We start from the raw sequence: 23,905 nt of genomic DNA on the forward strand, positions 1-23,905 counted from the left end.
CCGGTGGTGTATGTCGATCCGGCGTACACCAGCCAGGAATGTTCCCAGTGTCACCACATCGACAAGCGTAACCGGCCTGCTCAGGCCGTGTTCGCGTGCCAGGTCTGTGGCTTCGTTGAGCACGCGGACCTGAACTCGTCCCACAACATCGCCGCCCGCGGCTGGTGGACGTGGGTCTGCGGGGCCCCGTCAACGGCCCCTGCCATCCCGGAACTCACGCTCCTCGCGTAAGACATCCAAGGTGGCTGGACGCAGCCGGGCCTCGCCGAAGCCATCGACGACCCGAGCAGCAAGCCCGGGAATTCATTCCCGGGTAGTTGACCGACAGGCACGGAGCAGCGCCACCGGTCGCTCGGCGAACAACGCGGCCATCGCGACCGGACCGCCCGGGAACTCCCGTCCCGGCGTGAGCAGATCCGTCCACGGCCCGTCGCCCGGCAGCGCGAGCGTCGTCCCGCGCCAGCCGCCCGCCCCGGCCAGCCGCAGCGACAGCCTGGTCACCGCCGTGACGACCTCGCCGGAGCGGCAGAAGGCCAGACAGTGCGCGGCCGCCGGGCCCTGCGCGGTCAGCGGGGTGTACGTCCCCGACTCGCCGAAGAGCTCCGGCCGATTCCGCCGCAGTCGCAGTGCCGCAACCGTGAGCGCTGCCTTCTCGCTGACGGGACCGTCCTCGGGCGGGCGGCGGAACGGTTGCCGGTTGTCCGGGTCGACCAGTGCCACGTACTCCTGCTCCGTCCCCTGGTACAGGTCCGGCACCCCTGGCATCGTCAGCTGTACCAGGGCCGCGCCGAGCGCGTTGGCCCGGGTGAAGGGTTCGAGGGAGGCCGCAAACCGCTGCAACGCCTCCCGTGCCGGCCCGGTGCCGGCGGCTGGACCGGCCGCGACGAAGTCCGACACCGCCCGCTCGTAGACCGGATCGGGCTCCGTCCAGCTGGTGAACAGGTCCGCTTCCCGTACGGCTTTCAACAGTGCGGGTTCGAGACGGCCCGCCATCTCATCGGCGGGCAGCCCCGCGCAGCCGAACGCTGTCTGCCAGGCCTGCCAGGCCAGCTGCGGATCGGGCGCGACCGCATTCGGGGCTGCCCGCGCCAGCTCCGTCAGCAGCTCCGACCACTGCTGCGGACACTCCGACAGGACCGCGATCCGGGCCCGCACATCCGCGCTGCGCTTGGTGTCGTGCGTGGTCAGCGCGGTGCCGGTGGCGGGCCAGTCGCGCGCCAGCCGGGTGCAGAAGGCATGGAACTCCTCCGGAGCCACCGCGGGGCACCCGGGATCACCGCCCACCTCGGTCGCCGAGATCAGCGGCACGTACCGGTAGAAGGCCGTGTCCTCGACCGACTTGGCCCGCAGCGCCGACGCGGTCTGCGCGAACCGGGCGCAGAATGCCGCCCGGTCCGGCCCGTCACCGAGCCGCCCCAGCGCCAGGTCCCGCACGACAGCGACGGCCGTCGCCTCCTCGGGCACGGAGAACAACGCCCTGGCGTCCCGTACGGCCGTGTCCGGCAGCGCCGCCTCCGCCGCCTCGGTGCAGGGCCCGCCAGCCGTGACGTACGGGCGGTAGACCGGGACACGGACGAGCAGTTCATCGACGGCGGTGCGCAGCGCCCACGGGGCGTGGTCGCGCAGTGCGGGGTCCTCGGCGCAGATGCGTACGGCGAGGCGGGTCAGCAGCGCGGTCTCCGCGGCCAGTTCATGCGTCACCACCCGGTACGCGGCCCGACGGACCGTCGTCGACCAGTAGCCGCCGCGGTCCCCGGCCGGGCCGGCGAACTCCCGGTACCGGCCGAGCAGCTCGGTGGCGCCCATCGGATCGGTGAACAGCCCGTCGATCCGGTGCAGCGCGTCGTACCCCGTCGTCCCCGCGACGGCCCAGCCCGCGGGCAGCGGCTCGGTACCGGTGAGGATCTTCTCCACGACCGTCCACCGCCCGCCGGTCGCCTCGTCGAGCCGCTCCAGATAGCCGGCGGGGTCGGCGAGCCCGTCGGGATGGTCGATACGCAGTCCGTCGACGACACCGTCCCGGACCAGTTCGAGGATCTTGCCGTGGGTGGCCGCGAACACCTCGGGGTCCTCCACCCGGACCCCGATGAGGTCCGAGATGGTGAAGAACCGCCGGTAGTTCTGCTCGGTACGGGCCAGCCGCCACCAGCCGAGCCGGTAGTGCTGGGCGTCCAGCAGCTTCGGCAGCGGAAGACCGGCGGTGCCGGCCCGGAGCGGGAACTCCTGCTCGCCGTGGCGCAGCACCTCCCCGTCCACCTGGAACCGTTCCATCTCGTTGCCGATCCGCCCGGCGAGCACCGGCAGCAGCACCCGCCCGTCGCCCGCCGCCCAGTCGATGTCGAACCAGCGGGCGTACGGCGAGTCCGGGCCCTCGCGGAGGACCTCCCACAGCGCCCGGTTGTGGCGCGGGACGGCGGCCATGTGGTTCGGCACGATGTCCAGCACCAGCCCGAGTCCGTGCTCCCGCGCCGTAGCCGCCAGCTGCCGCAGCCCCTCCTCACCACCGAGCTCGGCCCGGACACGGCTGTGGTCGACCACGTCGTAGCCGTGTCTGGAGCCGGGCACGGCTTCGAGGACCGGCGACAGGTGAAGATGGGAGACGCCGAGCGCGGCGAGATACGGCACCGCGTGTCCGGCGGCCGAGAACGGGAAGTCCGGCTGGAGCTGGAGCCGGTACGTGGCGGTGGGCGTCATGCGAACGTACGTACCCAGCCTGGAGCCGACTGTGACACGGCATCCGGCCGATCCATCCGGACGAGGGGTCGCCCCCTTGGGCGTGCTGCCCCGACGACTACGCCGGCCGCTGCAGCACCGCCATGCTCTGCCCCACCAGCTTCACCCGGTCACCCGCAGACACCTTCGGGCCCGCTCCCGGCTGCACCCCGTCCGGGCGGGCCGTGTCGACCACCACCGACCACTGCCGGCCATGGTTCACCGGAACGGCGAATTCCAGCGTGTCGGCGCTCGCATTGAACATCAGCAGGAACGAGTCGTCGGAGATCCGCTCGCCCCGCGGGCCCGGCTCCGAGATGGCGTGCCCGTTCAGGAAGACCGTCAGCGCCTTGGCATGCGCCGCCTGCCAGTCCCGCTGTGTCATCTCACCTCCCTCGGGCGTGAACCAGGCGATGTCCGTCAGTTCGTCGTGCGTGCCCTCCACCGGCCGCCCGTGGAAGAACCGGCGGCGCCGGAAGACCGGGTGGTCGCGGCGGAGCCAGACCATCGCCCGGGTGAACTCCAGCAGGCTGCTGCGGGACTCCTGGCCGTCCCCCTCGTCATCCTCCGTACCGGCTTTGCGAGGCTCCGGCCAGTGCACCCATGACAGCTCGTTGTCCTGGCAGTACGCGTTGTTGTTGCCGTGCTGCGTCCGCGCGAACTCGTCGCCGTGACTCAGCATCGGCACCCCCTGGGACAGCATCAGCGTGGCGACGAAGTTCCGCATCTGCCGCTCACGCAGCTCCAGCACCTCCGGCTGGTCCGTCTCGCCCTCCACGCCGCAGTTCCACGACCGGTTGTGGCTCTCGCCGTCCTGGTTGTCCTCGCCGTTCGCGTCGTTGTGCTTGTCGTTGTACGAGACCAGGTCGTGCAGCGTGAAGCCGTCGTGGCAGGTGGCGAAGTTGATCGAGGCGAGCGGGCGCCGGCCGTCGTCCTGGTACAGGTCCGAGGACCCCGTCAGGCGCCCGGCGAATTCGGCGAGGGTCCGCGGCTCGCCCCGCCACAGGTCCCGGACCGTGTCCCGGTACTTGCCGTTCCACTCGGTCCACAGCGGCGGGAAGTTTCCCACCTGGTAACCGCCCTCGCCGACGTCCCACGGCTCGGCGATCAGTTTCACCTGGCTGACCACCGGGTCCTGCTGCACCAGGTCGAAGAACGACGACAGCCGGTCCACCTCGTGGAACTGCCGGGCCAGCGTGGCCGCGAGATCGAAGCGGAAGCCGTCCACATGCATCTCGGTCACCCAGTACCGCAGCGAGTCCATGATCAGCTGCAGCACGTGCGGGGACCTCATCAGCAGCGAGTTCCCGGTCCCCGTGGTGTCCATGTAGTACTGCTGATCATCCGCGAGGCGGTAGTACGAGGCGTTGTCGAGCCCTCGGAAGGACAGCGTCGGTCCCAGGTGGTTGCCCTCCGCGGTGTGGTTGTAGACCACGTCGAGGATGACCTCGACGCCCGCCTGGTGCAGTGCCCGTACAGCCTGCTTGAACTCGCTCACCTGCTCTCCGCGGTCGCCGCGGGAGGCGTACGCGTTGTGCGGGGCGAAGAAACCGATGGTGTTGTAGCCCCAGTAGTTGGCGAGCCCCGCGTCCACCAGCCGGTGGTCCTGAACGAACTGGTGCACCGGCATCAGCTCGATCGCCGTGACCCCGAGCTCCGTCAGATGCGCGATGACCTCCGGGTGCGCCAGCGCCGCGTACGTACCGCGCAGTTCCTTCGGCAGCCCCGGATGGAGCATCGTCAGACCCTTCACATGGGCCTCGTAGATCACCGTGCGGTGGTAGTCCGTACGGGGTCGCCGGTCGTCGCCCCAGTCGAAGTACGGGTTGACCACCACCGAGCTCATGGTGTGCGGCGCCGAGTCCAGATCGTTGCGCGCGTCGGGCCGGCCGAACGGATAGCCGTACACCGCCTCGCCCCACCGGATCTGCCCGGAGACCGCCCGCGCGTACGGGTCGAGGAGAAGTTTCGCCGAGTTGCAGCGGGCTCCGCGCTGCGGCTCGTACGGCCCGTGCACCCGGAATCCGTACCGCTGACCGGGCATCACCCCGGGCAGATAGGCATGGCGGACGAAGGCATCGGTCTCCCTCAGCTCCACCGCCGTCTCGGAACCGTCGTCATGCAGCAGGCACAACTCGATTCGGTCGGCGGCCTCGGAGAAGACCGCGAAGTTGGTGCCGACGCCGTCGTACGTGGCACCGAGGGGATACGCCTGTCCCGGCCAGACCTGCATAGATATGACTCTTCCACTTCTGATCCGGGTGCTGGGGCACTTGGGACCGACCCGGCCAGATCTTCCCCGAAAGAGTGCCCCGCACCCCGTGCCGTGACCGGCGATGTTTGCCCCATGGAGCGTCGTCCGGTGCGTGCGATCGCAAGGCGGCCGGACGTCCTTGCAGCGTAGCTACCAGGGCTTTTGGCCAACGCGGCGAGCGGGCGTGCCGGACGGTGCGACGGGGAAGAGCTTGCCGGGAGGGGCACTGGGACGTGGCACGGTCCGGTCGGCCACGTCCGCCGGACCGGTCAACATCGGGCCTCTCCGTGTCGCCCGGAACCGGAATCCGAGAACCTGACCGGGGCACACGTCCGGAATGCGGCCCTTGATGGGGTGCTCAATCACTATGAATCAGCTCACTACGGCAGAACTTGCCGCAGGGAACGCGCCTGACGGTTGGGGGAGTTGAGAAAGGAGCCTGTCCATCCGGCTGCACCGGCTCCCGCTCCCGGAGTACCCTTCCTTGATCGTTGGTGGGGGAGCGGAAGGCGGTGCGCGGTTGAGCTCGGGAGGGTTCGAGCTGCCCCCAGGTGACCCAGGTCACAAGGGGGAATCCGTCGACGCCCCGCCCGGGGCGGTATCGCTTGCGCAGCCCATGGAGATCGGTGCCGAACTGGGCTGGGGCGCGGAAGCCTGGAGCGAGGTCCGGACCCGGGCCCAGCGGGCCGGGCGTGCCTATATTTGGCTGAATCTCGTGGAACAGCGGCTGCGCTCCGTGGTCGCCGCGGTGCTGCGGCCGATTTACGAGCCGGTGCACGGCGAGGACTGGGTGGTGGCCGCCGCGGGGCCCGCCGGACAGGAATGGGTGCAACGCGCCGTCGCCGTGCGCGAGGTCTCCCGCCGCAAGGGCTATCTGCTCGACCCGGCCGACGACAACGTGCTCAGCTTCCTCACACTCCCGCAGCTGCGGGAGCTGATGGTCCAGCACTGGCCCTGCTTCGAGCCGTACTTCGACGACCGGCGCGATGTCGAGCTGGCACTCGATGAACTGGAGGTCGCCCGCAATGTCGTCTCCCGCAACCGTGCGCTGAACGAGGCGGTCCTCGCCCAGGCCGAGCGCGCCTCGGCGCGCCTCCTGGAGATTCTGGGCAGCGGCGCCGCGGTGCCGTCCGCGGACCGGCTGCCGGTCGACGCCGTCGAGGAACTGGTCGGCGACCGGTACGCGGATGTGGTCTCCGTCCACTCCGACCGGGTCCGGCTGCAGCGCCAGCTGCCCGCCGAGGACCTTTTCGGCGGTTCGCGCCGCCTCGACGCGATCGGCATCGGCCTCAATCTGCTGGTGCAGAACTTCTCCGGCCGCCGGCTGGTCCGGCTCGCCGAATCGGGCTGCCGGATCCGGCTGCTGTTCATCAACCCGGCGAGCAGCGCGGTCAAGCGGCGTGAGCGGGAACTCGGGCTCAAGAAGGGCGAGCTGAGCCGGTCGGTGGAGATGAACATCCTCCACATGCGCCGGGTCCGCTCCAAACTCCGTGATCCGGGCGCGTTCGAGATCCACGTCTTCGACGAGACGCCGCGCTTCACGGCCTATCTGGTGGACGGCGACGGGTCGGACGCGGTCGGGGTCGTCCAGACGTATCTGCGGCGCGCACGCGGCATGGAGGCACCCGTGCTGGTGCTGCGGGGCGGTGGGCGCGCGGTGGTCCGGGCGGGGCAGGAGAACGAGCACGGGCTGTTCGAGACGTACCGCGAGGAATTCGAGTCCGTGTGGACCGACTCCCGGCCGGTCTCCTGACGTCCCTTCCTGCGTTGTCAGTGGTGCGTGCGAAGGTGGTCGTCACTTGGGGGAAGCACCACAGAAGGAGGTACGGGATGAGCTGGATCAGTGGGCCGTTGTCGGCGTTCGACCTGGAGACCACGGGCACGGACGTCGAGAACGACCGCATCGTGACAGCGGCGGTCGTGCGGCTCGAAGCGGACGGAGCCGTCTCGGAGGAGCGGACCTGGCTGCTGGATCCCGGTGTGGCCATACCCGAGCAGGCGTCGGCGATCCACGGCATCTCGACGGAACGCGCCCGCGAGCACGGGGTGCCGGCTGCTTCCGCGATCGAGGAGATCACCCGGGCCGTCGCCGACGGGCTGCGCTCCGGGACGCCTCTGGTGGTGATGAACGCACGCTATGACCTGTCGCTGCTCGACCGTGAGTGCCGGAGGTACGCGGTCGAGTCGGTCAGCGAGCGGCTGGGCACAACACCGTCGCCCGTCATCGATCCGTTGGTGATCGACAAGCATGTCGACAAGTACCGGAAGGGGAAGCGGGCCCTCCACGCGCTGTGTGCTCACTACGGGGTGCCGCTCGACGACGCGCACGATGCGAGGGCGGACGCAGTGGCCGCTGCCCGTGTGGTGCGGCGCATGGGGGAGAAGCACCAGCCCGTCGGAGTGATGCCGTTGGAGGACCTGCACGGTCTTCAGGTCCACGCGGCAGCCGAGCAGTCGCTCTCCCTGCAGGCCTACCTGAGGCGCACCGCGGATCCGGCGGCAGTCGTCGAACCGGCCTGGCCGCTCATCCCCCGGAGGCGGGAGCCCGCGGGGGGAAAAGAGAGAGGGTGACCCGACGCCACGGGTTGTCAGTTCGGAGCCGGTGAAGCCGCGTCGTCGGCCTTGAAGTCGTAGTGGATCTGCTCTCCGTCGACGGACGTGACGGTGACCGACACGCCCAAGGTGCTGCCGTCGTCCGCCGTGAGCGTGCAGCGGGTAGTGGTGCCGACCTTCCCGACGAGGTCCTCGGGGCACGTGATGTCCGGCTTCGGCTGACCCGTCGTGGAGGCGAGCTTGCCGGCGAGCGAGGTGGCCAGCTTGTCCGAAGACAGCTTTGGAAGCCGGGGGCCGGGGTGGCAAGTCGGGCCCCGCCGACCTCACAGCTTACCGAAGATCACTCCGCGCCAGGTCCAGCCCGACTTGAGGGCGGCGTTCTGCAGGGGGTTGCGCAGCTCCGCGCTGTCGAAGCGGAACGTCTCCGTCGCTTCGAGGCGGCCGTTTTCCCCGCGTTTGAGCGTCCAGCGGCGGGAGACGGTCCTGTCCGCGCCGCGCGAGTACTCCGACGAAGTCTGGAGCCTCGGAGGATTCCCGACGCGGGTGACCTCCCACTGCTCCTCGATGGCACGCACCTCGTGGCCCTCCTCGACCAGACGCATGCGGATCCGGACGGCACGCGTCAGCTGGGACTCGATGAAGAAGGTGTGCCAGGCGGGCTCGGCCATCCGCCACTCCGCCACCAGATCGGCGTCATGCGCTGCGCCGTCGCGGATGACGTACGGGACGTCCGGCCGGTTGAGGCTGAGCAGGGCTGTCCGCAACTCCTCAGCTGAGCGTGGCGCGACCCCGCCCTCGGGGCGTTTGGTTCCGGTCAGCATGTCGAAGAGTCCCATGAAGTCAACCTATGAGGGGTGGGATTGTCGGTGCAAGGCAGGCCGTTTCCGCACGACCGGTGAGCTCGCGAGCGTCTGCTCGCCGCCTTCTCCGGATCCCATGGGCAACCCCCGTCGCACTCGCACCTGTTCGGCCTCGCGGCCAAGAGGCATAGTACGGAGGATCATCGGGCCCCGGACAGGCTCCCCCCGGGCCCCGGACAGGCTCCCCCCGGGCCCCGGACAGGCTCCCCCCGGGCCCCGGTGCCGCCCCCTCGCCAGGCCACGTGCATAGCGCCCACGAGGACCGTTCGACGGGCCGACGGGCCGACGGGAGACGTGAGCGGGCGGTGCGGGCGGGGGTGACCCGTCGCGCGTATCCAACGCTTCCGGAGCTACAGGAAGCGCCGTTCAGAAGGGGTACCAGTGCACCTCGGGGTCGTCCTCACGCAGTGACGCGACCCTGCGCCGGAACTCCGCCAGCGCCGCCGGATTCCCCGGCGCATGCTGCGCGACCCACGCGCAACTCGCCGTTTCCCGGGCCCCCCGCAACACCGCACACCCGTCCCACTCACGGACGTCCCACCCGTAGGCGTCCGTGAACCCGTCGTACGCCTCCGCCGCCAACCCGTACCGGTCCCGGGACAGCGCCAGCACCACCAGATCGTGCTCGCGCAGATCCGTGGAGAACGTCTCCAGGTCCACCAGCACCGGCCCGTCCGGACCGACATGGACATTGCGCGGCAGTGCGTCTCCGTGGATCGGCCCCGGCACCAGATGCGGTACCAGCGCCGCAGCCGCCGCCGCGAATCCGTCCCGCCGTCCCCGCAGATACTGTGCGTCGGCCGGATCGATCGCGTCGCCCGCGAGCCGCAGCCACCGCTCCACCCCGCCGAGCAGCTCACGCCGCGGCAGCGTGAAGCCCTCCGGCGCGGGCAGTGCGTGGACCAGGGTGAGCAGCTGCGCCAGATCCCGCGGCTGGGCAGCACGTACCGCGTCGGGGAGCCGGTGCCAGACCGTCACCGGGTGCCCCTCGACCAGCCGCGCCTTCGGCTCAGCCGCCCGCACCGCGGGGACCGACGATCCGGCGAGCCACTCCGCGACGGCCACCTCGCGCTCGGCCCGATCCAGCAGTTCCGGGTTCTGCACGGCGTTCCGGCCGACCTTGACCACCAGACCGCCGACGGCGAACACCGCGTTCTCACCCAGCGCGAGCAGCTCCGCGCCGTCGGACAGTCCGGCAGCGGTCAGTACCTCGCGCGCACGCATCTCGTTCATGGATCCGATTTTCGCATCTGTGCAGGCGACCTTGACGAACCGACGACCCGTCAGCACCATGGCGAGGGCAACCTGAGCGGCCAGATCCGGGTGAAACCGATCCAATGACGCAAGGGGGTCGAATTCGTGACGTTAGCGAATGCAACGGTGCAGTCCGGGCGGCATGGCCCGCCCGGAAGCCCACAGTCACAGCAGGGTGGATCGGCCCCGCGGATCAACCGGAACGTCGGTACGTGGTTCCTCGTGCTGCCCGCCCTGATCCCGATCCTGATCCTCAGCGTCGGCCCGCTGCTCTACGGCATCGCGCTGGCGTTCACCGACGCCCAGTCCGGCCGCACCCGTTCCACCCAGTGGGTCGGCGGGCTCAACTTCCAGGACCTGCTCCACGACGCCCTCTTCTGGGACTCGTTCCGGATCGGCCTCGTCTGGGCGGTCGGCGTCACCGTCCCGCAGTTCGTCCTGGCCCTCGGCCTCGCCCTCCTGCTCAACCAGAACCTGCGGATGCGCTGGCTGGCGCGGGCCCTCGCGATCATCCCGTGGGCCATGCCCGAAGTGGTCGTCGGCATCATGTGGCGGCTGGTCTACAACCCGGACGCGGGCGTCCTCAACGAGACCATCCGCGATCTCGGGCTCGGCGACGGCCGGGACTGGCTGACCGGACTCGCCACCGCACTGCCCGCCGTGATCGTCGTCGGTGTCTGGGCGGGCATGCCGCAGACCACCGTCGCGCTTCTGGCCGGGCTCCAGAACACCCCGCACGAACTCCACGAGGCGGCCGCCCTGGACGGCGCGGGTGCCTGGCGCCGGTTCCGTACCGTCACCTGGCCGGCCCTCAGACCGGTCGCGCTCTCCATCACCGCGCTCAACTTCATCTGGAACTTCAATTCCTTCGCCCTGGTCTATGTCCTGACCAACGGCGGTCCCGGCGGCCGGACCCGGCTGCCGATGCTCTTCGCCTACGAGGAAGCCTTCCGCTACGGCCAGTTCGGCTACGCCGCGGCGATGGGCTGTGTGATGGTCGCGGTGATCTCCGTGGTCCTTGCCGTCCACCTCGCCGGCCGGCTCAGGGGAGGCGAGGACCAGTGAGTCTCCGGACCAGCAGATCCGCCCGCGCCGGACAGTACGTCGCGCTCCTGGGCTACCTCGTCTTCCTGGCATTCCCGTTCATCTGGCTGATCTCCACCGCCTTCAAGCCGGCGCGCGAACTGGGTTCCCTGCACCCCACCTGGATCCCCGAGCATCCGACCCTGGACAACTTCCGGCAGGCCTTCGACGAGCAGCCCCTGCTGCAGGCCGCCGCCAACTCGCTGGTCGCCGCGGTCTCCGCCGCTCTGATCGCCGTCGTCATCGCCACGCCCATGGCCTATGTGATGGCCCGGCAGCGCACCGGGCTCACGGCGGCCGCGAGCGGATGGGTCGTCGTCAGCCAGGCGTTCCCCTTCGTTCTGCTGATCATTCCGCTCTTCCTGATCCTCAAGAATCTGCATCTGATCAACACCCTCTGGGGGCTGATCATGGTGTACGTCGTCTGGGCGCTGCCGTTCGCGCTGTGGATGCTGGTCGGCTACGTCCGCGCCGTACCACCCGAACTCGAGGAAGCCGCCTCGGTCGACGGCGCCGGAAGACTGCGGACACTCGTCTCGGTTACCGTCCCGCTGCTGGCCCCCGGCATCGTCGCCACCGCACTCTTCGCGTTCATCACCGCATGGAACGAGTTCTTCTTCGCGCTCGTCCTGCTCAAGACACCGGAGAAGCAGACCTTGCCGGTCGTACTCACCCACTTCCTCGGCGCGGAGGGCGCGGCCGAACTCGGGCCGCTCGCCGCCGCCGCGTTCCTCGCCACCCTGCCCTCGCTGGTCCTCTTTGCGATCATCCAGCGCCGGATCACCGGGGGCATGCTGGCCGGGGCGGTGAAGAGCTGATGCGGGCATTCGTGCGTACCGCAGCCGCCGCGGCCACCGCACTGACTCTGCTCCTCACCGGCTGCAGCGGTGCCGGCGGCGGAACGGACAACAGCGGGAAGATCAAGCTCCGCTTCCAGTCGCTGGCCTGGCAGAAGGAGTCCGTCGACGCCAACAAGCAGCTGGTCGAGGAGTGGAACGGGGGCCATCCCGACATCCAGGTCGAGTACGTCCAGGGCAGCTGGGACAGCGTGCACGACCAGCTGCTCACCTCCTTCGAGGGCGACGAGGCACCGGATGTCATCCATGACGCCTCCGACGACCTCGCCGACTTCGCGTACGGCGGCTATCTCGCCGACCTGCGCACACTGCTCCCCGGCCGGCTGGCCGCCGACATCCCGCAGCAGAGCTGGCAGACCGCAACGTTCAGCGACGGTGTCTACGGGGTGCCGTTCCTCCAGGAACCCCGGGTCCTGATCGCCAACACCAAGATCCTCAAGGCCTCCGGGGTCCGGATCCCGAGCCCCGCGAAGCCCTGGAGCTGGGACGAATTCCGCCAGGTCACCAAGGAACTGACAGGCAAGGGGGAAGGGAAGGCGGCGTACGGAGTCGCCTGGCCGCTCCGGGAACCGGTCTCCGTCACCCTCAACCTCGGAGTCTCCAGCGGCGGCCGGCTCTTCCACCGCGGCGCCGACGGCAAGGTGACCATCCGTCTCGACGAGGGCGACGAGGTCATGCCCGACACCATCCGCGACCAGGTCAACACCGACCACAGCGCCGCCCGCACCACGCTCGGCATGGGAGGCTCCGACACCCTCCCGGGGCTGTTCGGCGGCCGGTACGCGATGGTTCCGCTGGGCTTCTCGTACCGTCAGCAGGTCGTCGAGCAGGCCCCGAAGGGCTTCGAGTGGACCGTGCTGCCCGCACCTGCGGGCAGCGACGGGCTCGCCCAGGGTGTGAGCCCGCAGACCCTTTCCGTCGCCGAGGCCAGCCCGCACAAGAAGGAGGCCGTGGAGTTCATCGACTTCCTGCTGCGCCCGGAGAACATGGTGCGCCTGGCGCAGGGGGACTGGATGCTCCCGACCGGCACGGCGGCGCTCGCCGACCCGGCTCTGCACACGGCCGAGAACGGCTGGGCGACCGGCGCCGCACTCGCGAAGGGGCTGCGCCCGGCGCCCGCCCAGTCGGTGCGCGGCTACCCCGAGTGGAAGGACAAGGTCGCCACGCCCGCACTCCAGGAGTACTACAGCGGGGCGATCGGACGGGACGAACTGAAGAAACGCCTGGTCGACGACGGGAACCGGGTCCTGGCGCGCTATCAGCGCTGACCGGGAAAGAGGTCCGGAGGTGCGCTCCTGGGTGCCGGCGGCTCTCCGTGCTCAAGCAGGCGGACGCGTTCATCACCCACGCGGGTGCGGGCGGCAGCCAGGAGGGGCGCGCCACCGGCACCCCGATGGTCGCCGTCCCGCAGGCGGTCGACCGGTTCGGCTACGCCGACATGCTGCAGGAGCTGGGCGTCGCCCGTCATCTGCCGAGGGCCGAGGTGACCCCGGAGGCGCTGCGCGCTGCCGTGCTCGCGCTGACCGGGGACCCGGCGGTGGCGGCGAAGGCGGCGGCGGTACGGGAGCATAGGGCGGGGGAGGGCGGCACGAAGCGGGCAGCCGGCCTCATCGAAGCCGAACTGCCCGCCTGAGCAGGGATTATCGGGACTGTCCGGTGAGCGTGTTGTCCTGGGTCTCCCCCGTGGCCCCAACGGCATGGGAGGGAATCGCACCAGGGGCCCGGTCGGCGCGCACCCCGTCCGCGGCGGCCGACTCGTCGTGTGTCAGGTCCGGCAGCCACCTCAGCCACTGCGGCAGGTACCAGTTGCGTTCGTCGAGCAGCGCCATGACAGCCGGCAGCAACACCCCGCGAATGATCGTCGCGTCGATCAGCACCGCAGCGGCCAGGCCCACGCCCATCTGCTTCATGGACTGCATCGACAGCGTGCCGAAGATCGCGAACACCGCGACCATGATGACCGCCGCGCTGGTCACCACGCCTGCCGTTGTCACCACGCCGTGAGCGATCGCGTCCCTGGTCGAACGGCCCTGCAGTCGGGCTTCCCGGATCCGGGACACCACGAACACGTGGTAGTCCATCGAGAGCCCGAAGAGGATCACGAACAGGAAGAGCGGCAGCCAGGAGACGATTGCCCCCACTCCTTCCGCACCGACCAGAGAGGCGCCCCAGCCGTGCTGGAAGACGGCGGTCAGGATGCCGTACGCAGCGCCCACCGACAGCAGGTTGAGCACGATGGACGTCACCGCGATCGTCAGTGAACGGAAGCAGAGCAGCATCAAAAGGAAGGCGAAGACCACAACGAAGGCGAATACCGGCACCACCGCGCCGACGATCTGGTCGTTGAAGTCCTTCGACCCCGCGACCTGACCGGTGATCGGCGCCTCGACGCCGTCGACCTTGCCGAGCGTGTCCGGGCGTACCTGGTCACGGAGCAGATCCAGGCTCTTGACGGCCCTGCTCTGATCGGATCCACCGACCAGTGGTACGTCGATGACCGCGATGTTCTCCGCGTCGTGTGTCACCATGCCGACCGGGCCCTTGGAGGCGCCCGACGCGACGGCCTGCTCGCGGAAGTCGGCGAGCGCCTGACGTACCGGAGCGGCGTTGATGTCGTTGGCCTTCACCACGACCCGCGCCGGGTCGGCGCCGCCGGGGAATGCCGCGTTGAGCCGCTCGTACGTCCGCACGATCGGGAGCGAGCTGCCGAACTCCTGGTCCAGGGTGAGGTTCTGGGTGTGCATGCCGACGGCGGGCAGTGCAATCGCGGTGAGTGCGCCCGCCGCGATCACCAGCGCCGCCCAGGGCCGGCGCAGCACCGAGTTGAGTACCACACGCCACACCCGGCTCTCGCCGCTCGCATCGCCCGGTTGCACGGCCGACGAGTGCGGGCGGTTGTGGTGAGCGGTCGACTTCCGCTGGGTGCCGGCGGACCGCTTGAGGCGGTTGAGGAACGGCACCCGCCCCTTCTCGACCCGCTCGCCGAGCAGCGAGAGCAGGGCGGGAAGGACCGTCACCGAGCCGACCATCGCGACCGCAACGACCATGAGCGAGGCGAGCCCCATCGCCTCGAACTCGGCGAGACCGGTGAAGAGCATGCCCGCCATCGCGACACAGACCGTCACACCGGAGACGATGATCGCGCGCCCGCTGGTTGCCGCAGCGATCATCAGGGCGGTCCGGGCGTCGCGCCCCTTGGCCCTTTCCTCGCGCTCGCGCCGCAGATAGAAGAGGCAGTAGTCGACACCGACGGCCAGACCGACCAGCAGCATCACCGAGTTCGCCGTCTCGCTCATCGGCTGGAGATGGCTGACCACGCCCATCAGCCCCATCGTCGCGATGATTGCCGTGATGGCCAGAGCCACCGGCAGCAGTGCGGCGACGAGGGCCCCGAACGCGATCAGCAGAATGCCCAGGGCGACCGGTACGGCGGAGAGTTCGGCCCGCTGGAAGTCGTCGCCGAAGGCGTCATCGAAGGTCTTGCCCATGCTGGCGCGGCCGATCTCCTCGATCACGAGACCGTCGTGCTCGCCCTGGACTTTGTCGACGGCCTTCAGCACCGGTTCGACGCGCGCGCTCGCCGTTTCGGGATCCCCCCGCATCTCGAACTGTACGAGCGCGCTGCGACCGTCCGCCGAGATGGTCTTCGTCGAGTACGGAGAGGTCACGGCGGTCACTTCACCGGTGGACTGGACCGCCTGCATCACGGCGTCGACGGCCGAGCGGAACTCCGGTGAAGTGGCCTTCACCGAGGGGCTGTCGGCCTGGATGAGCACGGTCTCGCCCGCCGGCTCCTTCAGCCCGGCGTCCTCGGTGATCTGCACGGCCCGGCCCACCTCGCCGGACAGCTGGTCGCTCTCCTTCACGTCGACCCGGCCGGTCGCCGAGCCGAGTCCCATCGCGAGAACGACGAACAGCACCCATACGGTCACCGCCGCCCATCGGTGCCGTGCGCTCCAGCCGCCGGCCCGGGCGGCGATGCCGCGTACGCGTGGCGCCCCCGTGCGCGCCGAATCCACTGTTCCCATGACGGACCTGCCCCCTCGTGGCCGACGTCGGCTCCCTGCCACCGTCGCTGCTCCGAAGTTAGGGGCGGAATCGCGTCGTCTCCTCATGCTCCACGGTGAACCTGCGGGGCCCGTTCTCCACCTTGCGGGCCAGGTGGACCCCTGAGAGGGGCGGTCCAAGGCCCTTACACGTAAAAGGCTGTCGGGCGTCGCCCAGTGAGGTGGCGGCGAAGGCGGCGGCGGTACGGGAACGGATGGCGGGGGAGGGCGGCACAGTGCGGGAGGCCGATCTCATCGAGGCCGAACTGCCCAAGTAGCTCCGCCACGAGGGCATCCCGGCGCCTTACGGCCGCTCACACCGGACGCCTTCGGCCCCGCCCCCCGGGCGGGCGGTGAGACTTTGCGGCCCCCCAGGACGTGTTGTCCGGTCGATCGTCGCGGGCAGGTCGGGGCAGTCGGGCATCATGCACCCATGAGCATCATGGTCGAGTTCTTCGTCGCGCCGGATGACGCGTCAGCCGCCGACGTGCTGGGGACCGGGCCGGGACGCGCCTTCGAGTCCCTTTCGTGCGGCAACTTAGATCCCGAGGAGGCCGTGATCGAGTGGGAGTGCCTCTTCACCGGCGCCGGCTTCGAGGAACTCGTCGAAGCCGGCGAGCCGCGCGTCGTTGCTGATGACGGCTGCGTCGTCTTTGTGATTTCGCCCCGTCTGTCCACGGCTCTTGCCGGGGCGGGCCGATCCCGGGTGCGTGAGATCGCCGCGTCGTGGGCCGGGCAGCGGGCGGAGGACGGCGAGTTCATCGAGGGGGAGGTGGCCGGCGAGATCGTGGGTGGTGTGGCCGCTCTCGCCCGCAGCGCCGCGGAGCAGGGGCACGGTCTGTACGGCTGGTTCGCGTAGTGATCATCTGCGGAGCCGACGGTGACGAAAACCGCGGCGGCAGCGCGTTCAGGTGGAGCCCGATGGTGAAACGGCCCCGTGAGCGGCCCCGGTCCTCACGCCCCGCTCCACCACCATGCGGGCGTGCCTGCTCTGCCGCGGCGTTTCGCCACGGCGCTCTGCCGCGTCACCCCCTGTCCGGGGACGAAGCAAAGACCCTGTTTGTAAAGGTCGTTGGCGGGTTGGGTGCCCGACGTGAATATGGCCAGCCGGTTTCGTATTACGAAACCTTGTTGAGTAAGTCACAGCTGCGTGAAGGGGTTGATCTGAGCGCGTCAATGGGTGAGGGTCGAGCCAGCCCCCGGAGATCTTCCGGCCGAGGGCCAATCCCCCCACAAAGAATGACGAGGAGACCCCTCTTCATCCTGACTCCTTCGTGGATACCCCCGCCTTTAGGTGAGGGAGGAAACGAAGCCCCTGCGGAGCAGGGCAGGGAAAGACGAATCGCCGCCGGGCGATTCGTCGTTGACCACCCATCAACCGCAGAAAGTCACAAGCAAGCGCGCTAATATGTGAGCCATGACCACTCACGTGAAGCGGGCGTTCAAGTACCGCTTCTATCCGACGGACGCGCAGGCAGCGGAGCTGTCGCGCACGTTCGGATGCGTGCGCAAGGTCTACAACATGGCGCTTGCCGCACGCACGCAGGCGTGGGCGCGCCAGGAGCGGGTCAACTACAACCAGACGTCGGCGATGCTGACCGTGTGGAAGAAGACCGAGGAACTGGCCTACCTGTCCGAGGTGTCCTGCGTCCCTCTCCAGCAGACGCTGAGGCACTTGCAGGTGGCGTTCACCAACTTCTTCGGAAGGCGGGCGAAGTACCCGCGTTTCAAGAGTCGGAAGAAGTCCCGTAAGAGCGCGGAGTACACCACCAGCGCGTTCCGGTACCGGGACGGCAAGCTCACCTTGGCGAAGATGTCCGAGCCGCTGGCGATCGTGTGGTCCCGCCCGCTCCCCGAGGGTGTGAGCCCTTCCACGGTGACCGTCTCGCAGGACAGTGCGGGACGCTGGTTCGTGTCGATGCTGTGCGACGATCCGGCTGTCAAGCCGCTGCCCGCCACCGATGCGGCGGTCGGCATCGACGTGGGCCTGAACCACCTGCTGACCCTCTCCACCGGGGAGAAGATCACCAACCCACAGCATGAGCGCCGTGACCGTGCCCGTCTCGCTCTGGCCCAGCGCCGTCTGGCGAAGAAGGCCAAGGGCGACGGCACCAACCGGGCCAAAGCCCGGCGCAAGGTCGCCAAGATCCACACCCGGATCACCGACCGCAGACGGGATCACCTGCACAAACTTTCCACTCGTCTCGTGCGTGAAAACCAAACGCTCGTGATCGAGGACCTGACCGTGCGCAACATGGTCAAGAACCGGAGCCTGGCCCGCGCCATCAGCGATGCGGCATGGTCTGAGTTTCGGAGCATGCTGGAGTACAAGGCAGCCTGGTACGAGCGGGAAGTGATCGCGGTGGACCGCTTCTTCCCCTCGTCCAAGCTGTGCTCCACCTGCGGCACCATCGCATCGAAGATGCCCCTGCACGTCCGTGAGTGGACGTGTGACTGCGGGACGACCCACGACCGGGACATCAACGCGGCGAAGAACCTTCTGGCGGCCGGGCTGGCCGTGACAGTCTGTGGAGCTGGTGTAAGACCTCAACGGAGTACTCCGGGCGGGCAGTCGGCGACGAAGCAGAAACCCTCACGGCGCGAGCCGTAAGAATCCCCCTCCTTTCAGGAGGGGGAGAAGTCAAGGCCATACACAAGCGCGCACGCCAGACCAAGCTCACCGCGGCGATCACCGCCGTGGCCGCAGCCGCCGGAATCACCCTGTTCGGCACGTCGTTCGCCGGAGCCACGCCCGCCCCGGCGATGGGCACGGTCTACGGCGCCGACGCGGCAACCGCCGTCCAGGGCAGCTGCATCGTGATGCTGGACCAGAAGGCCGACAAGGCGAAGCTCGCCCAGGAGTACGGCGGCAAGCTGAAGCGCACCTACAGCTCCGCTATCAACGGCTTCTCCGCCAGCGGACTTTCGCAGACCGAGGCCAAGCGGCTCGCGGCCGACCCGGCCGTCTCCAAGGTCGTCCAGAACAAGAAGTTCCACATCGACGCCACCCAGGACAACCCGCCGTCCTGGGGTCTCGACCGGATCGACCAGACCGAGACCGCAGGCGACAACGCGTACACCTACCCGGACAGCGCGGGTGAGGGCGTCACGGCATACGTCATCGACACCGGTGTCCGGATCACGCACAAGGAGTTCGAGGGCCGGGCCACCTCGGGCTTCGACGCCGTGGACAACGACGACAGCGCCGACGACGGAAACGGCCACGGCACCCACGTGGCCGGCACCATCGCCGGCGCGACGTACGGCGTCGCCAAGAAGGCGAAGATCGTCGCCGTCCGCGTCCTCGACGACTCCGGCTCGGGCACCACCGAGCAGGTCGTCGCCGGCATCGACTGGGTCACCGCGCACCACGAGGGCCCGTCCGTCGCCAACATGAGCCTCGGTGGCAGCGCCGACCCGGCCCTCGACGCCGCGGTCCAGAAGGCCATCGCCTCCGGAGTCACCTTCGCGGTGGCCGCCGGAAACGAGTCCGCCGACGCGGGCGAGGGCTCCCCGGCCCGCGTCCCGGAGGCCATCACGGTCGCCTCGTCCACGGTGGACGACGAGCAGTCGTCGTTCTCCAACTACGGCTCGGTCGTGGACATCTACGCCCCGGGTTCGGAGATCACCTCGTCCTGGAACGACAGCGACGACGGGACGAACACCATCTCCAGTACGTCCATGGCGACCCCGCATGTCGTCGGTGCCGCTGCCGTCTACCTCGCCGGACACCCGGAAGCCACCCCGGCGGAGGTCGCCACGGCGCTCACCCACGGCGCCACCCCCGACGCGATCTCCCACGCGACCGAGGGCGCGCCGAACAAACTGCTGAAGGTCGTTGAGTAGCAGGCACCACCGAAATCGGCGGCCGCCGTGCTCTCCCCCATGGGGCGCGGCGGCCGCGCTGCTCGGGCAGATCGTCCTATGGTGTGCCCATGACCACGACGTACGCAGCGTTGTTGCGCGGGATCAATGCGAGCGGCCACAGCAAGGTTCCGATGGCGGAACTGCGCACGCTGCTCACGGATCTGGGTCACCGGGACGTCCGTACCCACCTGCGAAGCGGCCATGCCGTCCTCAGCGGTGCGTCGGACTCGGCCGCTCCGGGCTCGCCGACGTGCTCCACCGTCCCGCCCTCACCAAGAGCCTCACCGCCAACACGCGAAACCGGGACACCGTCGCCACGTTCCTGGAGATGACACGTGACTGAGTCGTCGCCCGGCGTCTCCGCGGCCATCGAGGGTGAGCTGAGCCTGCTCGACCCCCTGGTCCGCGCCTCCGCCGAACTCCTCTCCCAGGTGCTGCACCCGGAGTACCGCGAGATCGACGCCACCGGCCGCTCCTGGAACCGCGACGCGATCATCGCCTTGCTGATCGCCGACGACGCACCACGGCCCGGACCGCTCACCGCGTCCCGGATGCACGGGGTCCAGCTGGCCGACGGAATCGTCCATCTGACCTTCGAGACGGAGTCCAAGGGGATACGGGCGCACCGCAGTTCGCTGTGGCGGCTGACCGGCCGGAGCTGGCTGCTCTACTTCCACCAGGCGACCCCCTTCGTCGCCGGACCCTCCGACGACGAGTGACGGCGTACGAAGGCGCGTGACCGCCCTCAGTCGCGGCTGACGCGCTGCGCACGCGCCGTCCACCTGCCGTCCAGTCGCTGACCCGGTCCGTGGTGATCACCTCGCCGGCCGGACCCGAGGCCACAGAGCGCCCCGCGCGCAGCAGCATCGCATGCGTGGTGGAGGCGGGCAGCTCCTCCAGATGGTGCGTGACCAGGACCGTCGCCAGCTCCGGATGTTCCTCGCGCAAGGTGTCCAGGGTGTCCAGCAGCTGTTCGCGGGCAGCAAGATCCAGACCGGTGGCCGGCTCGTCGAGGAGCAGCAACCGGGGCCGCGGCATCAGCGCGCGGGCGATGAGCGTACGGCCCGCTCGCCCTGCGAGAGCGACGGCCAGCGCGAACCGGTCTTCGCCTCCATGCCCAGCATCTTCAGCAACCGGTCGGCTTGTGCCCGCTGTTCGGTGCGCGCGGACCAACGCGGCACCGGCTCGACCGAGTTGGTCAGACCGGTCAGCACCACCTCACGCACCGACAGCGGCGAGCGCAGCGGGTGGCGGGGGTTGACGTGTCCCAGCAGGGTTCGAAGCTCCCGCAGGTCGACCCGTCCGATCGTCCGTCCCAGGATCTCCACCGATCCGGCGGTGGGATGGGTGACCGCGCCGAGCAGCCCGAGCAGCGTGCTTTTTCCGGCACCGTTGGCGCCGAGCAGGGCCCAGTGCTCACCGCTGCGGACGGTCAGCGAGACCGAGTCGAGCAGGACGTTGTCGTCCCGGACGAGCCGGACACCGTCGGCGCGGATCACCGGCACCGGTGCGGCGGATGAGGCTGGGACGGTCGGGGAGGTGGTGGTCACCGGCGGGTACTCCTTCATGCGGGGGTGAGCGTCTCCAGGCGGCTCATGTCCTCGGTGGACAGCCGGATCGCCGCAGCCCCGAGGTTCTCCGCCAGATGAACGGGCGAACCCGTGCCCGGGGTCGGGCACAGTACGGGCGAGCGGTGCAGCAGCCAGGCCAGGGCGATCTGCCCGCGGGTGGCACCATGCCGTTCGGCGATATCGGCGAGCGCCGCGGCGGATTCACCGGCCAGGGCGCCGTTCGCCAGCGGGAACCAGGGCAGAAAGGCGAGGCCATGGGTCTCGCAGAGTCTCAGCACCGCGTCCGACGAACGGTCGAGAAGATTGAAGCGGTTCTGCACCGAGGCGATCCCGGTCAGGGAGAGGGCCTCCTGCAGTTGGCCGGCGGTGAGGGTGTCCAGGCCGATGAAACGGATCTTACCCTCCTGCCTCAGCGCGTCCAGAGCCCCGAGCTGCTCGGCGAGGGGCACGTCCGGATCCAGCCGGTGCAACTGGTAGAGGTCGATCCGGTCGGTCCGGAGCTGCCGCAGACTGGCCTCGCACATCGCCCGCAGCTGTTCGGGACGCCCCGCGATGTGCCAGGCGCTGTCGCTGGTCCGCACCACGCCGCCCTTGGTCGCGATCACCGGACCGTCGCGGTACGGGTGGAGTGCTTCGGCGACGAGTTCCTCGGCCAGCTCCGGGCCGTAGTTGTCGGCGGTGTCGATCAGGGTCACGCCGCACTCCACCGCCTGTCGCAACACCGCGACGGCATCCTGCCGGGTGCCACGAGGCCCCCAGTATCCCGGGCCGGTCAGCTGAGCCGTGCCGAAACCGAGCCGCCGCACAGGCAGCTCGCCCCCGAGCAGGAACGAATCATCAGTAGCGCGCGAAGTATCAGGCATAACGGGAACATTAGTACGCTGCTTCGACGGCCTCCCCTCGCGGCGCCGCGAGGGGAGGCCGTCGCCATGCCGACGGGCAGCCGAGAGGACGGATCGGGCAGGCCGACGCTCATCGGATCCGTGCAACGGGTCCTGCGGCTGCGGGAGTTCGTGGCTCAGCGCCCGGACGGCGCCTCGGCCGAACGGTTCGCAGCCGGCGCCTCGACCGAGGTCCCCGGACCCCGCATAGGATCTGACCGCCACCATGTGACGTACGGCCGCACCGAACGGGAGCAGGAATGCGCTACATCATCGTGGGAGCGGGTGCCGTCGGAGGAGCCATCGGCGGGCGTCTGGCCGAGGCCGGCCACGACGTCGTCCTCGTGGCGCGCGGCGTGCAGTAGGAGGCACTGCGCGAGGCCGGCCTCCGGCTCATCACCCCGGACGGCCCCCGCACCCACCGCCTCCCCGTCGTCGACCGGCCCGAGGCTCTCGACCTGGCCCCCGACGACGTCCTCGTACTCGCCGTGAAGACGCAGGACAGCACCGCCGCGCTCGACGCCTGGAGCGCGCGACCGGTGGCGGGCGGCGGTACTGCAGGTGAGCAGCTGCCCCTGGTCTGCGCGCAGAACGGCGTGGAGAGCGAACGCCTCGCGCTGCGACGCTTCCAGCACGTGTATGGGATGTGTGTCTGGCTGCCCGCCACCTTCGTCCGGCCCGGTGAGGTGTCCGCGGCCGGAGCCCCGCTGACCGGCATCCTGCATCTCGGGCGCTACCCCGCCGGAACGGACGGGACAGCCGAGCGGATCGCCGCCGACCTGGAGAAGTCGAAGCTGCTCGCCCCGGTCGTGCCGGACGTGATGCGCTGGAAGTACGGCAAGCTCCTGTCCAACCTCGCCAACGCGATCGAGGCGGTCACCGGACTGCTCACCGGGGACGACGCCGTCGCCCTGTTCAAGCGGGCGCTCGCCGAGGGGAAGGCGGTCCTGGCGGCCGCCGGTATCGACGCGGTCGGACAGGAGGAACAGGCGAAGGCGCGGGGCGGCCGGATCCGCTTCGAGCCGTTCGACGGCTCGCCGCGCGGCGCCGGTTCGTCCTGGCAGAGTCTCAGCCGCGGTACGGGCACGATCGAAGTGGACTACCTCAACGGCGAGATCGCGCTGCTCGGGCGGCTGCACGGAGTGCCCACGCCGGTCAACGACGTACTGCAGCGCACCGCGAACACGTTCGCGCGCGAGCGGCGGGAGCCCGGAACGATGTCCGTGGCCGAACTCACCGCACGGGTCGACGCCGCCTCCTGAGCGAGCCGGACGTCCGGCACGGGCCGCTGTCGCATTTCTTCAATACCGGCGTCGGCGGCCGGCCGTACCGTCCGGTGCATGAAGACCGAGCACGCCCATATGACCGAATGCGCCGCCGAGGCGGCCCGTATCGCCCGTGGCATCAGCGCCGAACAGTTGGCCGCGCCCACCACGCCCTGTGGCGACTGGGATCTGCGGGAACTGATCAACCACTGGGTGCTCTACACCTCGCACGGCCTGGAGCACCGGGCCCGGCGCACGCCCCTCCCCGACGAGCTCACCGCCCGTGACTTCACCGCCGACGCCGACTGGGCCGAACAGTACGCGGCGCAGCTGGACCGGGCCGTCGCCGCCTGGTCGGACCCGGCCGTTTGGGAGGGCGAGATCGACCTGGACCATGCGTCCTCCCCCGCGGCCGAGATCGCCGGGATGCTCATCGAGGAGACGGCTCTGCACAGCTGGGGCGTGGCCCGCGCGACCGGTCAGGAGCTCAGACTCTCCGACGGGGCGGCCGCGTACGTCCTCGGCGTCATCGACGGATCCGCCGAGCTCTACCGGCAGTACGGCGGCTTCGCCGACGAGGTCGACGTGCCCGGATCGGCGCCCGTCCTCGCGCGCGCACTGGCCCGCAGCGGACGCGATCCGCAGTGGACCGCTGCCTGAAAGTGGCCCACTGGAGCGGATGTTGATTGGCCCGTGGCCGTA

General features: G+C 69.7%; 17 protein-coding genes and 5 pseudogenes. 14 read left to right on the forward strand and 8 right to left on the reverse strand.

Features of this window, described 5'->3' with window-relative positions; translation table 11 throughout:
• The coding region (locus ACWD6R_RS14180; protein WP_451818934.1) for a zinc ribbon domain-containing protein at positions 1-231 on the forward strand (231 nt) is incomplete at its 5' end.
• Positions 232-303: 72 nt separating this feature from the next.
• Here ACWD6R_RS14180 and treY read toward each other — a convergent pair.
• Together treY and glgX are read right to left on the reverse strand one after the other, a co-directional pair.
• The gene (treY, locus tag ACWD6R_RS14185; RefSeq protein ID WP_451818935.1) at positions 304-2,694 is read right to left on the reverse strand and encodes a malto-oligosyltrehalose synthase; all 2,391 of its coding nucleotides are present in this window, start codon (positions 2,692-2,694) and stop codon (positions 304-306) included.
• 97 nt (positions 2,695-2,791) lie between these two features.
• On the reverse strand, positions 2,792-4,945 hold the full coding sequence (glgX, locus tag ACWD6R_RS14190; protein ID WP_451818936.1) for a glycogen debranching protein GlgX: 2,154 nt from the start codon (positions 4,943-4,945) through the stop codon (positions 2,792-2,794).
• A gap of 541 nt (positions 4,946-5,486) precedes the next feature.
• On the opposite strand from glgX, the gene ACWD6R_RS14195 reads away from it, so the two are divergent.
• Both ACWD6R_RS14195 and ACWD6R_RS14200 read left to right on the forward strand, forming a co-directional pair.
• The gene (locus ACWD6R_RS14195) at positions 5,487-6,719 is read left to right on the forward strand and encodes an SAV2148 family HEPN domain-containing protein (protein ID WP_451818937.1); all 1,233 of its coding nucleotides are present in this window, start codon (positions 5,487-5,489) and stop codon (positions 6,717-6,719) included.
• Between the two features lie 77 nt (positions 6,720-6,796).
• The gene (locus ACWD6R_RS14200; protein WP_451818938.1) at positions 6,797-7,537 is read left to right on the forward strand and encodes an exonuclease domain-containing protein; all 741 of its coding nucleotides are present in this window, start codon (positions 6,797-6,799) and stop codon (positions 7,535-7,537) included.
• Positions 7,538-7,554: 17 nt separating this feature from the next.
• Here the strand turns inward: ACWD6R_RS14200 and ACWD6R_RS14205 are convergent.
• The 3 genes and pseudogenes from ACWD6R_RS14205 to ACWD6R_RS14215 form a co-directional block, all read right to left on the reverse strand.
• A pseudogene (locus ACWD6R_RS14205) lies at positions 7,555-7,803 on the reverse strand (DUF4333 domain-containing protein); the annotation flags it as partial.
• Positions 7,804-7,842: 39 nt separating this feature from the next.
• Complete coding sequence (locus tag ACWD6R_RS14210) at positions 7,843-8,355, reverse strand: hypothetical protein (protein ID WP_451818939.1); 513 nt, start codon at positions 8,353-8,355, stop codon at positions 7,843-7,845.
• A 390-nt stretch (positions 8,356-8,745) separates the two neighbouring features.
• Complete coding sequence (locus tag ACWD6R_RS14215; RefSeq protein ID WP_451818940.1) at positions 8,746-9,612, reverse strand: phosphotransferase enzyme family protein; 867 nt, start codon at positions 9,610-9,612, stop codon at positions 8,746-8,748.
• Positions 9,613-9,759: 147 nt separating this feature from the next.
• Between ACWD6R_RS14215 and ACWD6R_RS14220 the strand changes: the two genes are divergently transcribed.
• From ACWD6R_RS14220 to ACWD6R_RS14235, 4 genes and pseudogenes are all read left to right on the forward strand, one after another.
• Positions 9,760-10,698, forward strand: a complete 939-nt coding sequence (locus ACWD6R_RS14220) for a carbohydrate ABC transporter permease (protein ID WP_451819000.1) — start codon at positions 9,760-9,762, stop codon at positions 10,696-10,698.
• On the forward strand, positions 10,695-11,534 hold the full coding sequence (locus ACWD6R_RS14225; protein ID WP_451818941.1) for a carbohydrate ABC transporter permease: 840 nt from the start codon (positions 10,695-10,697) through the stop codon (positions 11,532-11,534). Before ACWD6R_RS14220 ends, ACWD6R_RS14225 begins: the two co-directional genes overlap by 4 nt.
• Positions 11,534-12,841 carry an ABC transporter substrate-binding protein gene (locus tag ACWD6R_RS14230; protein ID WP_451818942.1) on the forward strand — a complete coding sequence of 436 codons (1,308 nt, stop codon included), beginning with the start codon at positions 11,534-11,536 and terminating at the stop codon, positions 12,839-12,841. Before ACWD6R_RS14225 ends, ACWD6R_RS14230 begins: the two co-directional genes overlap by 1 nt.
• 16 nt (positions 12,842-12,857) lie before the next feature.
• A pseudogene (locus tag ACWD6R_RS14235) lies at positions 12,858-13,206 on the forward strand (nucleotide disphospho-sugar-binding domain-containing protein); the annotation flags it as partial.
• Positions 13,207-13,213: 7 nt separating this feature from the next.
• Here ACWD6R_RS14235 and ACWD6R_RS14240 read toward each other — a convergent pair.
• Entirely contained in the window at positions 13,214-15,601 is a 2,388-nt protein-coding gene (locus tag ACWD6R_RS14240; protein ID WP_451818943.1) for an MMPL family transporter, read from the reverse strand.
• Between the two features lie 451 nt (positions 15,602-16,052).
• Here ACWD6R_RS14240 and ACWD6R_RS14245 point away from each other — a divergent pair, with 451 nt between their 5' ends.
• From ACWD6R_RS14245 to ACWD6R_RS14265, 5 genes and pseudogenes are all read left to right on the forward strand, one after another.
• Complete coding sequence (locus tag ACWD6R_RS14245) at positions 16,053-16,478, forward strand: hypothetical protein (RefSeq protein ID WP_451818944.1); 426 nt, start codon at positions 16,053-16,055, stop codon at positions 16,476-16,478.
• A gap of 558 nt (positions 16,479-17,036) precedes the next feature.
• Positions 17,037-18,230 (forward strand): RNA-guided endonuclease InsQ/TnpB family protein, encoded by a 1,194-nt coding sequence (locus ACWD6R_RS14250; RefSeq protein ID WP_451818945.1) that lies wholly within the window; start codon positions 17,037-17,039, stop codon positions 18,228-18,230.
• 2 nt (positions 18,231-18,232) lie between these two features.
• Positions 18,233-19,465 (forward strand): S8 family serine peptidase, encoded by a 1,233-nt coding sequence (locus ACWD6R_RS14255; RefSeq protein WP_451819001.1) that lies wholly within the window; start codon positions 18,233-18,235, stop codon positions 19,463-19,465.
• Positions 19,466-19,554: 89 nt separating this feature from the next.
• Positions 19,555-19,713: pseudogene (locus ACWD6R_RS14260) on the forward strand (DUF1697 domain-containing protein); the annotation flags it as partial.
• Between the two features lie 108 nt (positions 19,714-19,821).
• Complete coding sequence (locus ACWD6R_RS14265) at positions 19,822-20,205, forward strand: nuclear transport factor 2 family protein (RefSeq protein ID WP_451818946.1); 384 nt, start codon at positions 19,822-19,824, stop codon at positions 20,203-20,205.
• Positions 20,206-20,231: 26 nt separating this feature from the next.
• Here the strand turns inward: ACWD6R_RS14265 and ACWD6R_RS14270 are convergent.
• Positions 20,232-21,036: pseudogene (locus tag ACWD6R_RS14270) on the reverse strand (ABC transporter ATP-binding protein).
• A 14-nt stretch (positions 21,037-21,050) separates the two neighbouring features.
• On the reverse strand, positions 21,051-21,920 hold the full coding sequence (locus ACWD6R_RS14275; protein WP_451818947.1) for an aldo/keto reductase: 870 nt from the start codon (positions 21,918-21,920) through the stop codon (positions 21,051-21,053).
• A 278-nt stretch (positions 21,921-22,198) separates the two neighbouring features.
• Between ACWD6R_RS14275 and ACWD6R_RS14280 the strand changes: the two are divergent.
• Together ACWD6R_RS14280 and ACWD6R_RS14285 are read left to right on the forward strand one after the other, a co-directional pair.
• Positions 22,199-23,200 (forward strand): annotated as a pseudogene (locus ACWD6R_RS14280) (ketopantoate reductase family protein).
• Positions 23,201-23,278: 78 nt separating this feature from the next.
• A complete protein-coding gene (locus ACWD6R_RS14285) occupies positions 23,279-23,863 on the forward strand; it encodes a TIGR03086 family metal-binding protein (protein WP_451818948.1) in 585 nt (194 codons plus the stop codon).
• The last annotated feature ends 42 nt before the right edge of the window (positions 23,864-23,905 follow it).

The organism is Streptomyces sp. NPDC005151 (assembly GCF_053599875.1).

Bases quoted from the DNA above. Each gene is read 5' to 3' on its own strand.
- treY (WP_451818935.1), bottom strand. From the start codon at position 2,694: ATGACGCCCACCGCCACGTACCGGCTCCAGCTCCAGCCGGACTTCCCG.
- glgX (WP_451818936.1), bottom strand. From the start codon at position 4,945: ATGCAGGTCTGGCCGGGACAGGCGTATCCCCTCGGTGCCACGTACGAC.
- ACWD6R_RS14200 (WP_451818938.1), top strand. From the start codon at position 6,797: ATGAGCTGGATCAGTGGGCCGTTGTCGGCGTTCGACCTGGAGACCACG.
- ACWD6R_RS14210 (WP_451818939.1), bottom strand. From the start codon at position 8,355: ATGGGACTCTTCGACATGCTGACCGGAACCAAACGCCCCGAGGGCGGG.
- ACWD6R_RS14215 (WP_451818940.1), bottom strand. From the start codon at position 9,612: ATGAACGAGATGCGTGCGCGCGAGGTACTGACCGCTGCCGGACTGTCC.
- ACWD6R_RS14230 (WP_451818942.1), top strand. From the start codon at position 11,534: ATGCGGGCATTCGTGCGTACCGCAGCCGCCGCGGCCACCGCACTGACT.
- ACWD6R_RS14240 (WP_451818943.1), bottom strand. From the start codon at position 15,601: ATGGGAACAGTGGATTCGGCGCGCACGGGGGCGCCACGCGTACGCGGC.
- ACWD6R_RS14245 (WP_451818944.1), top strand. From the start codon at position 16,053: ATGAGCATCATGGTCGAGTTCTTCGTCGCGCCGGATGACGCGTCAGCC.
- ACWD6R_RS14250 (WP_451818945.1), top strand. From the start codon at position 17,037: ATGACCACTCACGTGAAGCGGGCGTTCAAGTACCGCTTCTATCCGACG.
- ACWD6R_RS14275 (WP_451818947.1), bottom strand. From the start codon at position 21,920: ATGCCTGATACTTCGCGCGCTACTGATGATTCGTTCCTGCTCGGGGGC.
- ACWD6R_RS14285 (WP_451818948.1), top strand. From the start codon at position 23,279: ATGAAGACCGAGCACGCCCATATGACCGAATGCGCCGCCGAGGCGGCC.